The sequence below is a fragment of the Methanomassiliicoccales archaeon genome (assembly GCA_038850735.1).
GTDB lineage: Archaea > Thermoplasmatota > Thermoplasmata > Methanomassiliicoccales > JACIVX01 > JACIVX01.
Genome location: JAWCLO010000007.1, coordinates 36,913 through 56,084 on the forward strand (window position 1 = coordinate 36,913; position 19,172 = coordinate 56,084).

Sequence of the window (19,172 nt, forward strand, 5' to 3'; positions counted from 1 at the left end):
AGTATCGTGATTGAGAAGTGGATTAAGTCCACCTTACGAGATGTGAGCCTTTACTACAGTCCCACCGTCAAAGCATTTAGAATGGACAATAATGCCAATTTATTTGGTTCAAATCCAGTGGTTGATGACGTTTTAAATAATCTTACGGCTTCCGACCTCAACAATTATCCCACGACGTATTCAGATGACTTGAGACGTGCCCTTGCTCAATTCTACGGGCTAGAAATGAGCAATTTTGTTGCTGGAAATGGGTCAGATGAGGTTTTGGATGTATGCATGAAGGCATTACTTGAGGCAGGCGATAAAGTCGTCATGCCTCATCCCACATATGCTTTGCATCCGTTCTTCGTAAAGGTTAACGGCGGTTCCATCGTTAGCGTCGATCTCGACGAGGAATTTCAACTCGATCCAGACGCCATAAACTCAACAGAAGGCAAGTTAGTTTTACTAAGCACCCCAAATAACCCAACTGGTAATAGTTTCCGAATGGAAGATGTCAGGGCAATAATAGAAGGAGTTGACCGACCTGTCATCGTGGACGAAGCATATGCTGAGTTTTCTGATCAGTCGTTTATAGAATTCGTCCGCAAGTACAGTAATCTGATCGTCACGAGAACATTTTCGAAAGCCTATGGGTTGGCGGGTTTGCGAATCGGATACGCAGCCGCCGATTTCGAATTAGCAAATGTGCTGCTGAGGGCTAAAACGCCATTGAGCCTCAATATCATAAGCGAAAAGACGGCAATCGAGGCGCTAAAGCGACAGGATTTCGTGAGGAGGACGGTTGAGGCTGTCCGAAAGGAAAGGAGTTTTCTTTCAGAAGGATTGAAAGACTTGGGGTTTGAGGTGTACAGATCCGACACGAATTTTCTTCTTGCGAGATCCCCGATATCCTCTGAAATTCTTGTTTCAACCCTTGCCGCAAAAGGAATCCTCATCAGAGACTTTGGAAAGATAAGGCGGCTCGAAAATTGCGTGAGAATCACCATAGGACCGAGAGAAATAAACCAACAGCTTCTCGAGAAACTCAAGGAGGTTCTCATTCAGTGTCGATAGAAATAGCCATTATCGATTACGGCGCTGGAAACCTTCATAGTATCCGCAAAGCACTTGAAATTGCCGGTGCCAGAGTTTCCATTATTAGAGATCCACGAAACTTGCTCGATGCAGAGTGCATAGTGTTCCCTGGTGTAGGAGCGTTTGGCAGAACAATGCAGAAACTTTCCACTTATTCAGAAGAAATCGTTGATCGTTTGAAAGATGGAACACCTTGCCTAGGCATTTGCATCGGCATGCAGATACTCTTTGAAGGAAGCGAGGAGGGCTCGGTTCCTGGTTTAAGTTTCATAAAGGGGAGAGTTGTCAGACTCGACGGCGGAAAAATACCTCACATGGGATGGAATAGTGTGTTGGGAAAAGATCCGCTTCTCGACGGCGTAGAATCAAGATACTTCTATTTCGCGCACTCTTTCCGCGCCAAACCCCGAGAAGAAGTTGTATCGTGCACGACGCAATATTATGGTGAATTTCCATCTCTTATCAAAAAAAAGAACACATATGGGACGCAGTTTCACCCTGAAAAGAGTAGTGCATCTGGTTTGAAATTCTTATCGAACTTTATCAAGTTTGCGGAGGACTGCCTTGATCGTCATTCCAGCCATTGATCTCATGGGAGGAAATGTTGTCCAGCTTGTTGGGGGTGTACCGGGAACCGAGCGGGTAATGCTACCTGATCCTGTAGCTGTGGCTAAGAGTTGGGAAAAGAAGGGTGCCCCTGCTCTTCATCTCATCGATTTAGACGCTGCAATGGAAAAAGGGACTAATTTCCAGATCATAAAAGAAATCTTGAAAAACACATCAATTCCCGTCCAAGTCGGTGGTGGGGTGCGCTCTGAAGAACTAATCAGGAATTTGATAGCCGCTGGCGCGGCGCGAATTATCGTTGGGACAAGAGGAATCCTTGATCGCGATTGGCTCAGCAGAATGGTAAATCGATATCCAAATAAGATCATGTTGGCAATTGATATCAAATACGGAAAAGTGCTTGTAAAAGGTTGGAGGGAACCGACAGGAGTATCAATTGATCGCTTGTTTAGCGAAATTTCAGTGCTACCGCTCGCAGGGGTGCTTTATACAAATGTAGATATTGAGGGGAGAACCTCGGGAATTGATGTCCTGAAGACCAAAGAATTTATTCTGCGATGTCCGCATCCTGTTTATGTGGCCGGCGGTATTAAGGACGTCGAAGATATCCGATTGATCGAAAGTCTGGGAGCCCATGGCGCGGTGGTTGGCATGGCAATCTATACTGGTGGTATCATCCCAGAAGAGATATGGGGGAGAATTGATGAGGATCAGGGAAGCAAGAATGAGTAGGAAAACGAAGGAGACAGACGTTGAAATATTGATCAAGATAGATGGGTCTGGTAAATCAAAGGTAGAATGCAAAAATCAATTTCTTCAACACATGCTGGAAACACTTTCAAAGTATTCATCAATCGATATTGAGACCAACATTGTTGGGGATAATGAACATCATCTCGTCGAAGACACAGCGATAACGCTGGGAATGGGTCTCAGAGAAGCAATAGGAAATGAACCAATTGAAAGGATTTCGAGCGCAACTGTTCCCATGGACGATGCACTTGTTACTGTAAGTGTTGACTTAATCGACCGCGCATATGCAGATATAGAATGTCCAGATGACTTGTATCGCCACTTTTTTAGGAGCTTTGCTATGGCATCAGGAATGACGCTACATGTATTAGTTCATAGGGGCTTTGACAACCACCACATCGTCGAAGCAGGCTTTAAGGCGCTCGGCATGGCACTCAGATCAGCTTTGCAGAAGCGGAAAGAATCTCTTACGACTAAAGGCGAGGTCCAAACCAGGAGGGAGTGAGACTGTTGGCAAAAAGGATAATCCCTTGTCTTGATGTAACAGAAGAAGGCGTTGTCAAAGGTGTAAAATTTCAAAACTTATGTGGTGTAGGCAATCCGCCAGATCTAGCATCCGAGTATGAGAAACAGGGTGCTGATGAAATAGTTTTCCTCGATATATCAGCAAGTGTAAAAGGTAGAAAGACTCTTCTCGATGTTGTCAAGAAAACAGCGGAGAAGGTGTTCGTTCCGCTGACTGTCGGTGGCGGAATTAGGAGTTCTGCAGATATGCGAAAGGCACTACTTGCTGGTGCCGATAAGGTTTCAATCAATACGGTTGCAGTAGAAAAACCAGATACCGTAACGAGATGCGCCGAGGACTTTGGACGGCAGTGCGTTGTAGTTGCGATCGACGCAAAAAAAGAGGGAGATTCATGGCTGGTATATACACATGGAGGAAGTAAGCGGACAGATATCGATGCTGTTGAATGGGCAATGAAAGTCGAAGATCTGGGAGCGGGTGAAATCCTGCTGACCAGCATGGATGCCGATGGAACACAGACTGGCTATGACATTGATTTAACGGCAGCTGTAAGTGACGCCGTCAATATCCCAGTGATTGCTTCTGGAGGCTGCGGCAAATTGGAGCATTTCTACGAGGTTTTTTCGCAGACCGGCGCAGATGCAGCCCTTGCCGCTTCAGTATTTCACTATGGGATCTACACTGTAGGCCAGGTGAAAGAGTACCTCAGAGACAGGGGGATTACTGTAAGATGATTTCCAAGTTGAAATTCGATGAGAACGGACTTATTCCTGTAATCGTCCAAGACGCAGAAACGAATGAAGTGCTCATGATGGCCTACGCAAATGAAGAAGCTTGCAAGAGAATGTTTGAAACTGGCAAGACTCATTTCTACAGCCGGTCAAGGAAGAAGCTATGGATGAAGGGTGAAACCTCGGGAAACGTTCAGGATATCGTCTCGATACAACTTGATTGCGACTCTGATACCCTCCTCGTTCGAGTACGCCAGACAGGGAATGCTTGTCATCTCAATAGACCATCGTGCTTCGAAGAAGTTCTTTACGGAGATCTTTCGGAGACTGCCTCCATCATCCCGGAACTAAGAAGAGTGATCCACGACAGAAAGATGAACCCAAAGGAGGGGAGCTACACCTGCAAATTACTTGAAGATGAGAACAAGCTATTCAAGAAAGTCGTTGAGGAGGCGGCTGAACTCATCATTGCTGCAAAGGGTGGCGACCGCTCACAGGAAGCGTGGGAGACCGCAGATCTCATTTATCACTTAATGGTTTTGCTTGAAAAGATCGAATTGCCGATTGGCGATGTGTATAAGATCCTTTCGGAGCGCAGAAAATGAGGATCGATTTGCATACCCACACCCTCCTGAGCGATGGTGAGTTGCTACCGATCGAGCTTGCCAGGCGTGCTGTGGCCAAGGGTCACAGTGCGCTTGCTGTCACAGATCACGTTTCTCTCTCTACAATGGAAAGGGTTATCAACGAAGTCAGAAGGGACTGCCGTTTGGCTTCAGAATGGGACATTGAACTGATACTTGGCGTGGAACTTACACACATACCAGCATCAAAAATAGATGTTGCCGTCGTAGAAGCAAGGAGGCTCGGAGCACAGCTCATCGTTGTTCACGGAGAGACAATAAGTGAACCAGTTGAACCTGGCACGAACAGAGTGGCTGTAAACAACCCTGAGGTAGACGTCCTTGCCCATCCCGGACTGATCACAGTCGAAGAAGCGCAAATGGCGAAAGACAATGAAATTGTGCTTGAACTCACGTCTCGAAGTGCGCATGCATTGACAAATGGTCATGTGGCAAAGGTTGCGAAAGAAGTGGGAGCTAAGGTGGTTGTGAATACAGATGCGCACTACGCAAACGACCTGATTGACGAGGAGAGGGCGATTTTGGTCGCAATGGGTGCAGGGCTCGAGAGACAAGAGGCTGAAAAGGCGGTAAGAGAGATTCCTTCTCTGCTTATCAGGAGGCTGGGTTGGCGATGAAAGTCATGAAGTTCGGGGGAAGCTCGCTTGCTGATGCAAAATCTATGTTAGGAGTGGGCAAAATTATCGTCGGAGATCCAGAACCAAAGGCCGTTGTAGTTAGTGCAATACAGGGCATCACTGATGCCATTGTATCTTTTGTCTCGCAGACGAGAAGAGACGAAGAAATTGAGGGTTTCATAAATCAACTGAAGGAAAGGCATTTGGCAATTCTTGGTGGAGTCGCTCGAGCCGTTGACGTGAAGCAAAGAGCGATAAGTCTTCTTCTCGAAAAAATAGCAAAACTTGAGAAGGTGTTGTACGGCATCAATTACTTGGAGGAGTTAACGCCCCGCTCGATGGATCTGGTACAAAGCTTTGGCGAGCGCTTTTCAGTCATCCTTGTTTCGGCAATGCTTCAAGATATGGGATTAAATGCTGTGCCCGTTGATGCCGACGAGCTTGGGATAATTGCCGTAGGCCCGTACGGAAACTCCATTGCTGATTTGCATGAGACGCAAAAGAGCGCAGCACCAAAACTTATGGAGATGATTGGGAAGCAAGAGGTACCGATTATAACGGGTTTCTTTGGCAGGACCAAAGAAGGCCATGTCGCCGTTTTCGGAAGAAATGGTAGCGATTACAGTGCTAGCGTTGTGGCAAATGTAATCGGTGCCAAAACGCTCGAAATCTGGAAAGATGTTGATGGTTTTATGAGCGTTGATCCAAAATTTGTCCCGGACGCTGTGATGATAGAAAATCTTTCCTACGACGAAGCTGCTGAGTTATCATATTTTGGCGCCAAGGTGCTGCACCCAAGAACTGTTGAACCGGCACGTGAGAAGAATATCGTTATTAAAGTAAGAAACGTATTCAAGCCAGAAAAAGAGGGGACGACCATCAGACCAAGCGGTATTGAAAGAGCTGGAACTATAAAGAGCATATCTTACATGAAGGATATGGCTGTCATAAAAGTCTACGGTGCTGGAGCTGCACACAAGTTTGGAATTCTTTCGAGCATTTCTCAAAAATTGAGCGAGGCGGGCGTGAATATATTTTCGATCGCGACATCTCAAACCTGCATTGCTATGCTTGTGGATAAAAAATCGCTAGGTCGAGCAGAAAAAGCCCTCGAACATCTCGAACCGGGACTTGTAGATCATATCGAAACAACTGATGATATCGCGCTGCTCTGCGTTGTTGGTGAGGGACTAGGTTACCGAAAGGGAATCGCTGCGAGAGTTTTCACTGCTGTATCGAAGGAGGGTGTGAGCATCGGAATGATTTCCGCTGGTGCTTCAATGGTTGCATACCACTTCACAGTCGACACAAAAGATCTTCAGAAGACGATAAGAGCGATTCATGAAGAATTTTTCGGAGGGAAACATGAATAGCAGGAGCACGAGAAAGAAGGTTGCGTTCCAGGGTATTAAAGGTGCATACAGCGAAGATGCCGTGTATAAGTTTTTTGGGGAGGGCATAAAGACCCTACCGTGCCCTGAGTTCGAAGACGTTTTCGAAGCTGTTAATAAAGGAGAGGCAAGCCACGGAGTTGTTCCCGTTGAGAACTCGATCGAAGGGAGCGTTACGAAGGTCAACGACCTTCTGCTGGAAAACGATCTCACAATCGTTGGGGAAATCATCCTGTTGATTCGCCACTGCCTCATCGGTCATCCAGATGCTAGCATTGAAGACGTGCAAAGAGTTTATAGCCACCCCCAAGCCCTTGGCCAATGTAGAAGCTTTCTTGCTCGCTTTCCTCATTGGGAGAAGATTCCATCTTTCGATACGGCGGGCAGCGTTGAGATCGTAAAAAAGCGCGGGTTGAAGGAAGAGGCTGCTATTGCAAGCGCGAGGGCTGCTGAAGAATACGGAATGAAGATCCTAAAAGAAGGTATTCAAAATAGCCATAACAACTATACGAGATTCTTCATCATCGAGAAGACCGCTACATTGAATCCCTCTGGGGACAAAACGTCACTTGTGTTTGCTACGAAGAATGTGCCTGGAGCCCTTCATTATTGTCTCGGCGCCTTTGCAGATCATAACGTAAATATGCTAAAGCTGGAATCGCGACCTAGAAGAGATAAACCGTGGGAATATGTCTTCTATGTGGATATTGAAGGGCACTTCGATGACCAGAATGTTAAATCTGCGTTGACGGAACTCATGAGGCGGGCTTCATTCCTTAAAGTGCTCGGATCGTACAAGAGAGCTGAGGTACCAACCGAGTAGTTAACAACGCAAAAAATCCAGCAACTTCGAGATATTCTCAAGTCCTGCAGCAAGAGTCTCTCGATCGCAGCTAAATGTCACTCTGATATGGCCTTCAGCCCCAAAGTATCGACCAGGACATACTGCAGTGGAATAATTGTGGAGTAGTTGCTCGCTGAACTTCAAATCGTCAATTTTAGGCGGTAGTTTCAACAAAATCATGAATCCGCCGTCTGGCAGTGTTGCTTCAACTCTAGTTTCCCTCTCGAGCCATTCCTTCAGGGTTCTAAGATTTTTCTGCGCGAGTGATATCATCCTATCTCGGAACCATTCCCTTTTCCTGATTGCATCGATGGCGATCGCAACAGATCTGCGAGGCAGCCGGTAGCACATATAAAGCCGAAGAAGGTTGATCTTCGAAATAAGTTCATGCGGTCCCACAACCCAGCCTAACCTCAAATCACCGAGACCATAGAGCTTTGTAAGGCCGTATGTTGATACCGCGTCGTATTCTAATTCCGCAATAGAAGGAGGTGGTTTCGAATAATGCATCTCTCTGTAAATTTCGTCACAAATGATGCGTATACCCTGTCGAGCCGCGATCTCAAGAAGAAATTTCAATTCGTCGCTGCCAAGCGCCTTCCCGCTGGGATTGTGAAGATTTGTCAGAACTATGGCTCGAGCTCCCTCCTTTGCGCATTGTATAATTTTGTCGGATTCCATGCGAAAATCGCTAGGTGTCGCTCTTATCAAGTCGACAATCCGTGCGAATGAGGCGGCAACCGCTCTAATTGGCATATATGTAGGAATTTCCACGCCTATGAGTTCTTTCGAACTGAAGAGGGTACTAAAGACCAGATAGTTAGCATGCTGGACACCAAATGTTAATGCAATCCTTTCCCTCTCAAATCTGTACACACTGGCAATAGTATCGATGAGCTTTTCCTCAATTTCATAATCCTCCTCCATCAAAATATCTATGGAAGGATTGAAGCCGTCTCCATAGGGAGGGGGGGAGCCGCTTCGATCGAGATCAATTCTTGCCCCTCTGCATCGAATTAGCCACTCCTCCAGATCTAAAGGAGGAAGATTCAAACTACCTCCTCCAAATCACTTCACCAGGCAGCCTAAACTCGCCGCCCCAGTATAAAAGACCTTTGTCTCGCGTGTACTCCTTAGACGCCTCTGCGTGCACGACTTCGCCGAAAAACCAGGTCCTATCTCCTATGTCAAAGGATCCCGACTTCTTACACTCGATGTTAACAAGACACTCACCAATGCAAGGCGCTGATATTTTCTTACCTTTGAGGGGGGTGAGTCCCGTTTCCTTAAATTTATCAACATCCTTTCCAGACTTCGTACCACAATACATCACTTCTTTGATGAGATCTTTGCCAGGAATATTGACAGAAAAACTCTCGCATTCCTTTAGCAATCTATGACTGTGCCTGCTGGGCATAATACCGATTCCGACTATAGGGGGCTTGAGAGACATGGCGTGGACAATTCCCACAGTGATGATGTTCCTCTCACCGTCGCCAACCGCCACTAGGGCAACGGGAAAAGCCGGAAATGCCTTTATCGCATCGCCCGTACTTAATTCAATTTTTTCATGCATCCAACTATACCTCCGATGAAAAATCACATTTCTGCTTCAAAAAGGCTTTCATCGTTTAATACTCAAGCAGGCTAATATAGATCGGAATCTGGATTATGCTTGAATCATGCGAAAACTGGCTGTACATTGTTGCAATGGCCGACGAGCATATGCGGAGAGCCCGACGTTTTAAATCACCTCATTTGAGGTTGGAACTACCACTTGGAAGGGATAAATAAAGTGAAAATTCGTGGCAATTGATCATAATATTAATCATCTTGAATTTCATGCCAATAATTCAATTCATAATGGTGATCAAGATGAACGAGGCGAAAATTGCCATCATTGGTGGAACGGGCGTTTATGAGGAAAACCTTTTCGAAATCACTAAAAGTCTCAAAATGGGCACACCTTACGGTGCTCCTTCGGATGAAATTCTGATCGGTGATTTATCTGGAATTAGAGTCGCTTTTCTTTCCAGGCATGGGAAAGGGCACATTTACCCGCCTCACAAAGTCAACTATCGTGCGAATATTTGGGCTTTGAAAGAACTTGGCGTTGAGAGAGTTATATCACCTTGCGCCGTAGGCTCCCTCAGAGAGGATTACAGACCAGGGGAGATCGTAATCGTTGATCAATTCATCGATTTTACAAAGAAAAGAGAATACACATTCTATGATGGTGGGAAGACGATTCACATAAGTTCAGCTGATCCTTTTTGCCAGGAATTGCGACAAATATTTACTGCAGAAGCGCACGAGCAGGGAATATCGTTCAAATCCAGTGGCACATACGTGTGCATAGAGGGGCCTCGCTTTTCTACTAGAGCTGAGAGCAGGATGTTTCGAAATTTCGCCGATATAATTGGAATGACATTGGTTCCAGAATGCCAGCTTGCTAGAGAAATGGAAATGTGCTATGTTAGCCTGGCGATGATCACCGATTACGACGTTTGGGCAGATAGGCCAGTTGATACTAGGACTGTACTTAAAACGATGGAAGAGAACATTGATAAGATTAGGAAACTTATAACTGGAGCGCTTCCCAAAATACCCGAGCAGAGGACAAAATGTACCTGCTCCCATGTGTTAGAAGAAGCAGGTGCCTAAAAAAAGTATCGGGTGCGGATTGGCTGTCATAAACAGATGAGCGCCTACAGAGGCTAAATGCCTGATATGCTTCTTAATATTTTATTTAGAAATTTCTAGTTCTTCCCCAATCGACCAGAATAAACCGTCCCTGTGTAGTAATGCGAATTTCTGATCATATGAAGCAGGTGCGTCACCATGAACGATTTGTCCGAAAAACCATATGTGATCTCCCTTTTCCATAGAATCAATCTTCTTGCATTCCACATTAAGAATGCATTCTTTGATCTTAGGAGACTTAATTCTAGAACCAGGAAGAGGAGTAAGTCCGCATTTCTCGAACTTATTTACTTTGCTTCCTGATATCGAGCCACAGCAGATGACCCTACTGAGAATCTCCTGTGTTGGAAAATTTACCGAGAAATCATCGTTTTCTTCGAGAAGTTTATAACTGTAGCGTGCTGCCGTTACTCCGATTCCAATTATCGGCGGTCTTTGAGAAAATAGATTAACCATTCCGACGGTAATAATATCTGGATTAACTTCGCCAACGACAACCAGGGCGACCGGTGATGGTGGAAGCATGCTCATCGTTTCGAGCGCACCTCTACTGATCTTGTTTTCATTTGAAATCATATAATTCGAGAATATGATTTGACCTTTTGGAATATATATGTTCCCACTCGGCCGCTTTTTATCTAAAATGTTTTCTCAAAACTTCAATATAATGCATAATTAAGATAGAACCGGCTTGGAAATAAACATGATTTAAGACAACTTCATAATTTCATTTGATTGATAACAAAATGAGCCACTTTACTAATCTCTGGCCAGTTCAAGATATTCATCGGTAGCGAACAAATCGAACAACCGACCGGAGTTTCCAGTCTTTACAACGCTATGCATACCGCTCCGTAAGGCAATTCATTTTGTAACTTCGGGAATTCCCCAATATCTTCATTTGAATTAGCCAACTCGCTAGTTATCCCAGATATGCTCTTGACACTCCCCCATCATTGCATCTGCATCAACCTTGCAAACGACGAGTCCAATCTAGGTAGGTCCTGCCTAAAGAATATCTTCAAGATTACTTTTGTAGCAATTCCTTAATCCAAGCGTGGCAAAATTTTATTTCATTCACACCACTTGTACCACGATGTTATACATTAAATCATAAGGCGCGACATTTATAACATCCAGCATTTCGAGATATTTAGATTCCTTTTCAGATAGATTTATGAGAAAAAATTCGCACAGAAAAAAGCATAGACTCATCAATTTTATGCATTATTACGCACTTTGCTATCAGAATGTTTGGAACTTCCTGGTAACAAAAGAATGTTGCAGTTTCAACACTTTAATTCATATGATTACCTCGTCTCTGAGCATGTTAAATGATATTCTTTGTGACAATGTGTCAAAATAAAGATGAGACTTTTTTGTACCATGCATGCGATTATAAAATATAAATGAGGATTTTTTTCCCCATATTAAGAGAACGATGAGGTTCCGATAATTGTTTATAATATGTGCTTCCTGCGTGTTGATCTGAATCAGATGCGCATCATCATACGCGGGATCGTGCAAGGTGTCGGTTTCAGACCAACTATATACAGGATCGCAAATGCTCTAGGAATAAGAGGCTATGTCCAGAATAATGGGTCTCACGTTGCCATAGAGGTCAACAAAGACGGCGTGAAGTTGATAGAAGAATTGAAGAAGCAGCTTCCGCCGATATCACGCATTGAATCGATCGAAATTATAGAAAGCCTCGAACAGGAAGAGAAATTACCTTTGGGATTCGAGATAAGAGCTAGCACAGAGGGACATACTGGCATTTCAATTCCTGTCGACACTGGAGTTTGTGATGAGTGTCTTAAAGAAATTTTCGAAAAGGATAATAGGCGCTATCTCTACCCTTTCACTAATTGTACGGTGTGCGGGGCTAGATTCACAGTGACAACAGAGACGCCTTACGACAGAGTAAACACTTCTATGGCATCGTTCCCAATGTGCAAGGACTGCCGAGAAGAATATGAAAATCCTAAAAACAGAAGATTTCATCATCAAACTATTGCCTGTCCAGTCTGTGGCCCTCAATATTTTTTCGTTAATGAAGATAAAAAGTTTGTTTACAATAACCCGATAAGAGAATTTGCAGAAAGACTCCATAAGGGTGCCATTGGCGTGGCAAAAAGTTGGGGTGGAATGCATATATGCTGCACTCTAGAAACGCTACCAAGACTGCGTGAATGGTATCATCGGAAGGAAAAGCCTTTTGCGGTAATGTTTAAAGATCTCAATGCAGTCAAGAAACTTGCTGAGCCAACATCATTGGAGGAACAGTTGCTGACATCACGGAATAGACCGATCGTTCTGGTGAAAAAAAAGGACGTCGATATTAATGAGATCATTGCACCAGGTCTCGGAAATATTGGTGCTTATCTTCCCTACACCGGAATGCATCATATTCTTTTCTCTTTCCTAGAGGAGGATGCTCTTGTTATGACATCCGCAAACGCACCTGGCGAACCTATGATCCTCAACGACGATGACGTATTCTCATTAAGAGCTGATTGCTACCTGCTACACAACCGACAAATCATTAATCGTTGTGATGACTCCGTTCTTAGGACATTCAACGATAAGATATTCTTTATTCGAAAATCGCGGGGTTTTATCCCCACGTATATAAGCTATCCTATAAAGGGTACGGCAATTGGGCTAGGAGCACAGGAGAATATCAGCGGATCGTTGGCATTTCAAGATAGAGTTTATCAAACACAGTACATAGGAGATGGAAATTCATTTGGTACCCTTGAGTTTCTCGAGTCTGCTATTGAATTCCAGAAGAGATTGCTCGGAGTTGATAGAGTAGAAGCCATAGGCATAGACAAACATCCGCGGTATTCAACGCGGAAGCTTGGAAAAGACATAGCGAATACTATTGGCGCCCAGATTTTCGAGATCCAGCACCATCACGCCCACGCAGTTTCTCTTCTCGCAGACGCAGCTCTTGACCAGATCGTAGCTCTGACCCTCGACGGCACAGGATATGGAGAGGACGGAAATTCGTGGGGTGGTGAAGTCATCTTTTCTACCCCCTCAGAATATGAAAGACTAGGACATCTCGAAGAAATACCGTTGATTGGTGGCGATGCTGCCGTAAGAGATCCCAGAAGAATTGTATTTGCATTATGCGAATTATCCAATCTGGAAAGTCCTTTTTTCAATACGAAAGAAATTGATATACTGAGAAAAGCGCTGAAGTCAGCGCCCCGAACAACCAGCTTTGGAAGAATACTTGACGCGCTCTCATGTTTCTTTGGAATTTGCTCTGCGAGAACATATGAAGGCGAGCCTGCGATTAAATTGGAGAGAATCCTGGAAGCTGGAAAGAGAGAATTTGATTTTCACGCGGAGAGGGACGGGAATATAGTAAAATCAGTACCACTATTTAAGCAGCTCATTATTTCGAAAGGTAAGGCCAATGATAGGATTTTCAGCTTTGTATATGCTCTTTTGGAAAGTCTCGTTGAAATCGCAGTAGAGGGTGCGAGAGAATACGGTGTTAATAAAATAGGGATTACTGGGGGCGTTTCGTACAATTATACAATTTCTTCTTTAGTAAAGGAACTTGTCGAATCAAAAGGATTTGAATTTGTGTGCCATAATACGATACCAAACGGAGATGGAGGAATATCAGCAGGACAGTGTATCATTGCATCTCACAAAGTAAGGGAGTAAGCGACCAGCCTAAGGGAAGCTCCCATTTCAAATGAGAATTGGAGTATATGCAACTTTTCGCGGAAACGAAACTTTTTAATTAATATGAAGTCGATCAAAAAAGTGAAGCCAAGAGTTCAATTGCCGGTATTTTCATAAATCATTTATGCCTAGAAACTGAAAGGAACGTTGAAGTCAATCGGCAAAATGCACGAAGGGGAAGTAATTTGGTTTAAGAAATACAAAAGGTTTACAATTCGATGTCAAGAATGTTTCCAGCGAATCAAGAGGTATCCCGATAAATAATAATAAAGTTGGAATCAATGAAGTTTCATGAGCATATTATCTGATGAGGACATTTTAGAATTAATATCCTGTGAAAAATTAAAGATTGAGAATTTCTCAGTAGAAAGCTTGACGCCAAATGGTTATGATCTCAGAATTTCAGAAATCAATATTCCGACGAAATCTCAAATGGACTATGAGCGGCAATTTATTGTACCACAAGGCACGATGTTCTATGTGTCTACTCTCGAAGCGGTGCATCTTCCCAACGACATATGTGCCCAACTATGGTTAAGAACGACTTGGATTAGAAAAGGTATTATTGCTGCTTTTGGAAAAGTTGATGCGGGGTTCCACGGAACTTTAACTTTTACATGCTTCAATGCGTCATCGAATTCGATCGAGATTCCGCAAGGATCGAGGTTTGCACAAATTGTGTTCGAGAGAATGACGAAGCCAGCAATGATGAGTTACGAAAGAAGAAGTGGACACTATCAGGGACAAAGAGGGATAACACTACAACCAGTCAAGAAGCCGGATGTCCAGTGAAAAGACACTCATGGAAGGGGAATAGGTTTTTAATTCCTCGCAGCGAAGAATCTCGGTTCGATATCCGTCATGATGGCATTTATTAAGTATCGCCTCAGCGGTCTTATTGTTCTCAATTCGTTCAGCAATGAAATAAGTATGAAGTGTTCCCATGAGTTCAAGTTTCGATAATGCGTCTGATATGAATTCCATTGCAGAATGAGGGAGATTCATGACAATCCTATCAGCCATAGGAAGATCTCTGATGGCTTTTCTTGCATCTTCACAGATAGGCACAACTTTACTGATGGCGTTAAGAGCAACATTTTTCATAAGGTAATGGATTGCATCTGGATTGATATCGATTGCATATAACGTCCTTGGTTTCGCAAACTTTCCAATCGCTATAGAATAGGGACCCACCCCAGCAAACATATCAATGACGATCTCTTTTGGATTTGTAAGTGTCGCAATTCTTTTCCTTTCGGTCGCAAGTCTGGGATTGAAATACGCCTTACGCAGATCGAGCATGAACCTCAGTCCATACTCGGTATGAACTGTCTCGGTCCGTTCTTCTCCGGCGATGATCTCGAGATCCATTATCCTCATACCGCCCTTAATGCCTCTGTCAAGAACAACAGACTTAACGTTTGGGTGTGCTCTCATCATCGCCTCGCCAATTTCCGTTCTGTACCTCAGTAGTTCGCTGGGGAGCTTTATGACCGCAATATCACCAATGATATCAAACGATCTTGGAAGAAGTGATATCAAGGATTCATGGAATGTAAGATACTTCCTATAATCACCTTTTCTTCCTTCCCTTTCATCAAAATCGAATCTGTCGATTCTGTCTCTCAGATCCACTGGGATTTTGTCGAGTTTCTCGGGAGTGAGAGGAAAAATTACCATGTCCCCCACCCTCACAACTCTTAGAGTTCTGTCCAACACACCAAATCGTAAAAGCTTTTTACGGATACACTCCGCTTCACTAGTATGAACACGAATACACCATGAAAGCACGGTGATTTAATGGGAGAATTGATATTTGTTGGTTTAGGATTGGCCGATCTAGACGGCCTCACTCTCCGAGCGGTTGAGGCTATTAGGAATGCTGATTTGGCAATAGCTGAATTCTACACATCAAAAGTAATCGATTTGGATATCACTCAGTTTTCTAAAATGGTAGGTAAGAATATTTCTATAGTTTCACGCGAAGAAGTCGAATCTGGCGATGAAATCATAGAGCTTGCAAAGAAGCGAAGCGTATGCTTCTTGACAGCAGGAGATCCTATGGCCGCAACAACTCACGTCGATCTTAGACTTCGTGCTGTCGAAAAGGGTATTTCCACGAAGATTATCCACGGCGTTTCCATACATACGGCATGCGCTTCAGCGCTTGGACTACAACACTACAAATTTGGACGCACTGTATCATTGCCGTTCAGAGAAAGAAATTACAGTCCTTCGAGTCCGTATGAGCACATTTTGGAAAATAGAAAACTAGGATTACACACTTTAATCCTGCTTGATATCAAGGAAGAAGAAAATAAATACATGACCGCAGCAGAAGGGGTATGGTGGCTGATCGACGCGGAGAAAAAAATCGGCAAAGGATTGATCAATGATAAGACTCTCATTTGCGCCTTAGCCAGAATCGGCTCCCGAAGCGAGAAAATTCTTGCTTCATACCCTCAGATCATAGTTCAAGAAGACATGGGCCCACCGCTGCATACTCTTGTACTACCTGGAAAACTTCACTTCATGGAGGCTCGTGCGCTTATTGCCTTTGCTGATGCTCCAAAGGAGATTCTTAATGATTTACAAATGATGTGAAAATGAAGTAGGAAAATTAGTGAGCTAAATAGAATTAAGGGGGATATTTAGAACTGCCGAGCAGGACTGTGACTCTCAAAGCATCATCGAGATTCTTGTCATCATGGTAATAAAATTTTACCTCCGCTCGCGAAAAAATTCTTTTGGTTTCTTCAAGGATTGTGTTTACTGCGAGGTTATCAAAAATCTTCGCTGAAATGATCAGGAGTGCAACATCGACAGAATCGTACAAGTATTTTCCCCAAGGATTTTTGAGAATCAGATATAAATCGTCCAACATTTTAACTGGCGAGATCTTTCCTGAACACATGACCGCATACTTCGAGGATGAAAACATGTTTCTGATATCACAAAGATCGCGTACAGTAGTGGATGCTACTAAATCCAATAATGGCATCATCATCGCTTCATTGATATACTCTAGAGCATCATGCAACGACATGTATGGTACAACCCTCAGTAATCGGTCGTTTTCATAGATTATTATGAGATCCGCCGTTTGACTAGCACTGACGAGGCCTTTCATAGCAAGTTGATGACGGTCTTTGCCTTCGACTGAAAAGGGAAAGGCCAAGGCCATTATAATAAGATCTGAAAATTTCTTGCACAATGAGCTGACTACTGGAGCAACAATCGTTCCCGTTTCGCCTCCTAAACCTGCACAAATATAGATTATGTTGCTTTCCCCCAACATATCGGAAATCGCGGATTTCAATTCATAATGCAAACCTGGAACCACTCTCAAGTCAGAACTCTTTAAGATTTCAAGGTCATTTTTGCTGATTTTAATACATTTTCTGCACGCAATGGGCCTCAAATGATCATTCATTGTGCAGATTGCTATGCTCTCCAGTGGAGCATTATGAATTACATTGCATCCTGCCCCACCTATACCGATGATCTTAGCGATCGGACGTTTAAATGTATAGGAATCTGGATCGATGGGCAGAGACATACGAGCCGTCAACCCGGGAGAGTGATGTCATCTTTACACATGAAGATTTCCAAGAGAGAGATTAACAATCCATCAAACGCGATCTTCGAGCTTTACGGACATATTTTTAAATACCATGTATTTCCAAAATGACGCTACATGGTATACCAACAAAATGATAAAAACACTGAAGCTAGACCCTTCGGTTGCTTTTTCGATGTTTACGGTTTCGATGAGAAATTCCTACCGAGCCTAAATTGTAATAACTGTCCGATAAGTGGAATGATGTGTGAATACAAAGTGTACGTAAACGCAGCGAGACTCGCAAGCATCGTCTCAACGCTCAAGAAAATTGAGATTATTTCTGATCCGTAACTTTCTTAAACACATTAGAAAATCTTTCTTATTAGGTGGGTATTAGCATTATCGGCGTTTCTCAAATCATCTTCACATCATGGAAAATCGGCTGGAAGGTGGAGAGTCCGTGACACATATCGGTAGAATTGTGGGCACTAGAGTTATGGAAATTAGATTTCGAACGAGATCTAGTGAGAATCTGCAGGTCGGTGAATTGCTGGTAGTCGATGAGGAGAACAATGGAATAAGATATTTCATTAGAGTTACAGACATTGAGTATGGCGCTGATGCCGATAGAGACGACTGGCTCATAAGAGAAGCTGGAGGAATGCTCAGGAGAGACTTTTCAGGTGAAATCCAGAATTTTGACGAATTACAGAATCGACTTTACAGAATTGGTGTCTGCATGCCATTGGGATACTTCTCAGAGAATTCGTTCAAAAAGACAAAATCGATACCCTCGCATTTTTCAAAAGTAAGACGAGCAAACGAGGCAGATTACGGATTTTTGCGTAGGTTTTTGGGAGATATAGAGGTTGGAAAACTAAGATCCGGTGATAAAGTACTTGACTTCCCAGTAGGGATTTCTGGTCTTGCATTTCCCCATCATATTGGTATTTTTGCAACAACTGGCATGGGTAAAAGTAATTTGATGAAGGATCTCGCGCTTTCCTGCATGAAGCTTCGCCGATATGGTTTCCTTATTTTCGATCCACACGGAGAATATTACGATGGTGGCGAAGTCGGAAAAAAGGGTCTTAAACATGCGAACATGCAGGACGCTCTTGAAGTATTCAGCTGTCGCCAACTAGATGGACCGCATTCAACGCTTCGATTATCTGCTAGGGAAATTGAGATCTCAGATCTTCAGAATTTGTACGAATTTAGTCAAGCTCAGATAGAGTGTCTGCAAGCTGCACAATTTGTCTACGGAGAAAACTGGCTTCAAGAACTCAATACTAGGGATGTCGAAAGGATATGCCGGGATATGGAAAACAAATTCCATGAAGGAACGATTAGCGTTATCAAAAGACGGCTTGAGAGTATTTTCAGATTTAACCTGATAACCTCTGATCCAAAGCTCTCGATTACAAAACACATCATCGAATGTCTTCACAATGCTAAGGTTGTTTTGGTTGATACTTCGAACCTTTATGAGGCAGAAGAGTTGTTAGTGTCAACTGTTATCTCAAGAGCAGTTTTTGAAAGACATAAATTATTATATGGAAACAAAGAGGAGTTTGAACGGATTCCGCCCATTTTAATCGCTATGGAGGAAGCACAAAGAGTCCTTTCTCAGGCGAGGGGGTCAATATTTGCGCAGATCGCAAGAGAGGGGAGGAAGTTTAAGGTTGGGTTATGCGCGATATCTCAACAGCCAAAACTCATCGATCCTGAAATTATCAGCCAGTTCAATACATTATTTATACTAGGTCTTGCTGATAAGAGGGATCGAGAAATACTCAGGAGCTCCGCAAAGCAGGACATTTCGCAAGTTGAGAACGAAATACAGATGCTCATGCCTGGTGAAGCAATTATCGCCTCGCCCTTCACACCCTTTGCAATTCCTGTCAAAATACATCTCTATGAGGATTTCATAAGTCAGTCTACACACAATGAAGCGGGCACGAAATCAAACAAAGAGAATATGGCGAAAGAGCATTTTGAATTCAGATTCTACTAATCTGATAAAAAGAAGAAGATCCCAAGGTGGTA

Annotated in this window: 20 protein-coding genes; 15 read left to right on the top strand and 5 right to left on the bottom strand. The window is 43.6% G+C overall.

Annotated features, from left to right (window positions below):
• Nucleotides 1-6 precede the first annotated feature (6 nt).
• The 9 genes from hisC to pheA are packed head-to-tail and all read left to right on the top strand — an operon-like array spanning nt 7 to nt 7,129.
• The gene (hisC, locus tag QW087_05545; protein MEM2944184.1) at nt 7-1,056 is read left to right on the top strand and encodes a histidinol-phosphate transaminase; all 1,050 of its coding nucleotides are present in this window, start codon (nt 7-9) and stop codon (nt 1,054-1,056) included.
• Nucleotides 1,047-1,664: an imidazole glycerol phosphate synthase subunit HisH gene (gene hisH / locus QW087_05550; GenBank protein ID MEM2944185.1), complete on the top strand. Its 618-nt coding sequence runs from the start codon at nt 1,047-1,049 to the stop codon at nt 1,662-1,664. Before hisC ends, hisH begins: the two co-directional genes overlap by 10 nt.
• On the top strand, nt 1,642-2,376 hold the full coding sequence (locus QW087_05555; GenBank protein ID MEM2944186.1) for a 1-(5-phosphoribosyl)-5-[(5-phosphoribosylamino)methylideneamino] imidazole-4-carboxamide isomerase: 735 nt from the start codon (nt 1,642-1,644) through the stop codon (nt 2,374-2,376). Before hisH ends, QW087_05555 begins: the two co-directional genes overlap by 23 nt.
• Nucleotides 2,348-2,902, top strand: a complete 555-nt coding sequence (locus tag QW087_05560) for an imidazoleglycerol-phosphate dehydratase (protein ID MEM2944187.1) — start codon at nt 2,348-2,350, stop codon at nt 2,900-2,902. Before QW087_05555 ends, QW087_05560 begins: the two co-directional genes overlap by 29 nt.
• Nucleotides 2,899-3,657: an imidazole glycerol phosphate synthase subunit HisF gene (gene hisF / locus QW087_05565; protein MEM2944188.1), complete on the top strand. Its 759-nt coding sequence runs from the start codon at nt 2,899-2,901 to the stop codon at nt 3,655-3,657. Before QW087_05560 ends, hisF begins: the two co-directional genes overlap by 4 nt.
• On the top strand, nt 3,654-4,259 hold the full coding sequence (gene hisIE / locus QW087_05570) for a bifunctional phosphoribosyl-AMP cyclohydrolase/phosphoribosyl-ATP diphosphatase HisIE (protein MEM2944189.1): 606 nt from the start codon (nt 3,654-3,656) through the stop codon (nt 4,257-4,259). The genes hisF and hisIE overlap by 4 nt, the downstream gene beginning before the upstream one ends.
• Nucleotides 4,256-4,915: a histidinol phosphate phosphatase domain-containing protein gene (locus QW087_05575; GenBank protein MEM2944190.1), complete on the top strand. Its 660-nt coding sequence runs from the start codon at nt 4,256-4,258 to the stop codon at nt 4,913-4,915. Before hisIE ends, QW087_05575 begins: the two co-directional genes overlap by 4 nt.
• The gene (locus QW087_05580) at nt 4,912-6,288 is read left to right on the top strand and encodes an aspartate kinase (GenBank protein MEM2944191.1); all 1,377 of its coding nucleotides are present in this window, start codon (nt 4,912-4,914) and stop codon (nt 6,286-6,288) included. Before QW087_05575 ends, QW087_05580 begins: the two co-directional genes overlap by 4 nt.
• The gene (pheA, locus tag QW087_05585; GenBank protein MEM2944192.1) at nt 6,281-7,129 is read left to right on the top strand and encodes a prephenate dehydratase; all 849 of its coding nucleotides are present in this window, start codon (nt 6,281-6,283) and stop codon (nt 7,127-7,129) included. Before QW087_05580 ends, pheA begins: the two co-directional genes overlap by 8 nt.
• Here pheA and QW087_05590 read toward each other — a convergent pair whose 3' ends face one another.
• The gene (locus QW087_05590) at nt 7,130-8,203 is read right to left on the bottom strand and encodes a pyridoxal phosphate-dependent aminotransferase (protein MEM2944193.1); all 1,074 of its coding nucleotides are present in this window, start codon (nt 8,201-8,203) and stop codon (nt 7,130-7,132) included.
• A 1-nt stretch (nt 8,204) separates the two neighbouring features.
• Nucleotides 8,205-8,726, bottom strand: a complete 522-nt coding sequence (locus tag QW087_05595) for a flavin reductase family protein (protein MEM2944194.1) — start codon at nt 8,724-8,726, stop codon at nt 8,205-8,207.
• Between the two features lie 299 nt (nt 8,727-9,025).
• Between QW087_05595 and QW087_05600 the strand changes: the two genes are divergently transcribed.
• Nucleotides 9,026-9,814 carry an S-methyl-5'-thioadenosine phosphorylase gene (locus tag QW087_05600; GenBank protein ID MEM2944195.1) on the top strand — a complete coding sequence of 263 codons (789 nt, stop codon included), beginning with the start codon at nt 9,026-9,028 and terminating at the stop codon, nt 9,812-9,814.
• An 81-nt stretch (nt 9,815-9,895) separates the two neighbouring features.
• On the opposite strand, the gene QW087_05605 is transcribed toward QW087_05600, so the two are convergent.
• Nucleotides 9,896-10,429, bottom strand: coding sequence for a flavin reductase family protein (locus QW087_05605; GenBank protein ID MEM2944196.1), 534 nt, complete (start codon nt 10,427-10,429; stop codon nt 9,896-9,898).
• Between the two features lie 921 nt (nt 10,430-11,350).
• Here QW087_05605 and hypF point away from each other — a divergent pair.
• Both hypF and dcd read left to right on the top strand, forming a co-directional pair.
• On the top strand, nt 11,351-13,540 hold the full coding sequence (hypF, locus tag QW087_05610; protein MEM2944197.1) for a carbamoyltransferase HypF: 2,190 nt from the start codon (nt 11,351-11,353) through the stop codon (nt 13,538-13,540).
• A 312-nt stretch (nt 13,541-13,852) separates the two neighbouring features.
• Complete coding sequence (dcd, locus tag QW087_05615) at nt 13,853-14,353, top strand: dCTP deaminase (protein ID MEM2944198.1); 501 nt, start codon at nt 13,853-13,855, stop codon at nt 14,351-14,353.
• On the opposite strand, the gene QW087_05620 is transcribed toward dcd, so the two are convergent.
• On the bottom strand, nt 14,321-15,352 hold the full coding sequence (locus QW087_05620) for a class I SAM-dependent methyltransferase family protein (protein ID MEM2944199.1): 1,032 nt from the start codon (nt 15,350-15,352) through the stop codon (nt 14,321-14,323). The two genes, dcd and QW087_05620, sit on opposite strands and share 33 nt — an antisense overlap.
• A gap of 9 nt (nt 15,353-15,361) precedes the next feature.
• Here QW087_05620 and dph5 point away from each other — a divergent pair, with 9 nt between their 5' ends.
• Nucleotides 15,362-16,165: a diphthine synthase gene (gene dph5 / locus QW087_05625; protein MEM2944200.1), complete on the top strand. Its 804-nt coding sequence runs from the start codon at nt 15,362-15,364 to the stop codon at nt 16,163-16,165.
• Nucleotides 16,166-16,199: 34 nt separating this feature from the next.
• On the opposite strand, the gene QW087_05630 is transcribed toward dph5, so the two are convergent.
• Nucleotides 16,200-17,132, bottom strand: a complete 933-nt coding sequence (locus tag QW087_05630; GenBank protein ID MEM2944201.1) for a hypothetical protein — start codon at nt 17,130-17,132, stop codon at nt 16,200-16,202.
• A gap of 126 nt (nt 17,133-17,258) precedes the next feature.
• Here QW087_05630 and QW087_05635 point away from each other — a divergent pair, with 126 nt between their 5' ends.
• Nucleotides 17,259-17,474: a hypothetical protein gene (locus tag QW087_05635; GenBank protein MEM2944202.1), complete on the top strand. Its 216-nt coding sequence runs from the start codon at nt 17,259-17,261 to the stop codon at nt 17,472-17,474.
• Nucleotides 17,475-17,583: 109 nt separating this feature from the next.
• Nucleotides 17,584-19,140, top strand: coding sequence for an ATP-binding protein (locus QW087_05640; protein MEM2944203.1), 1,557 nt, complete (start codon nt 17,584-17,586; stop codon nt 19,138-19,140).
• The last annotated feature ends 32 nt before the right edge of the window (nt 19,141-19,172 follow it).

Bases quoted from the DNA above. Each gene is read 5' to 3' on its own strand.
- QW087_05600 (MEM2944195.1), top strand. From the start codon at position 9,026: ATGAACGAGGCGAAAATTGCCATCATTGGTGGAACGGGCGTTTATGAG.
- hypF (MEM2944197.1), top strand. From the start codon at position 11,351: ATGCGCATCATCATACGCGGGATCGTGCAAGGTGTCGGTTTCAGACCA.
- QW087_05560 (MEM2944187.1), top strand. From the start codon at position 2,348: ATGAGGATCAGGGAAGCAAGAATGAGTAGGAAAACGAAGGAGACAGAC.
- QW087_05605 (MEM2944196.1), bottom strand. From the start codon at position 10,429: ATGATTTCAAATGAAAACAAGATCAGTAGAGGTGCGCTCGAAACGATG.
- QW087_05635 (MEM2944202.1), top strand. From the start codon at position 17,259: ATGGTATACCAACAAAATGATAAAAACACTGAAGCTAGACCCTTCGGT.
- hisIE (MEM2944189.1), top strand. From the start codon at position 3,654: ATGATTTCCAAGTTGAAATTCGATGAGAACGGACTTATTCCTGTAATC.
- QW087_05595 (MEM2944194.1), bottom strand. From the start codon at position 8,726: ATGCATGAAAAAATTGAATTAAGTACGGGCGATGCGATAAAGGCATTT.
- QW087_05580 (MEM2944191.1), top strand. From the start codon at position 4,912: ATGAAAGTCATGAAGTTCGGGGGAAGCTCGCTTGCTGATGCAAAATCT.
- pheA (MEM2944192.1), top strand. From the start codon at position 6,281: ATGAATAGCAGGAGCACGAGAAAGAAGGTTGCGTTCCAGGGTATTAAA.
- QW087_05575 (MEM2944190.1), top strand. From the start codon at position 4,256: ATGAGGATCGATTTGCATACCCACACCCTCCTGAGCGATGGTGAGTTG.
- dph5 (MEM2944200.1), top strand. From the start codon at position 15,362: ATGGGAGAATTGATATTTGTTGGTTTAGGATTGGCCGATCTAGACGGC.
- dcd (MEM2944198.1), top strand. From the start codon at position 13,853: ATGAGCATATTATCTGATGAGGACATTTTAGAATTAATATCCTGTGAA.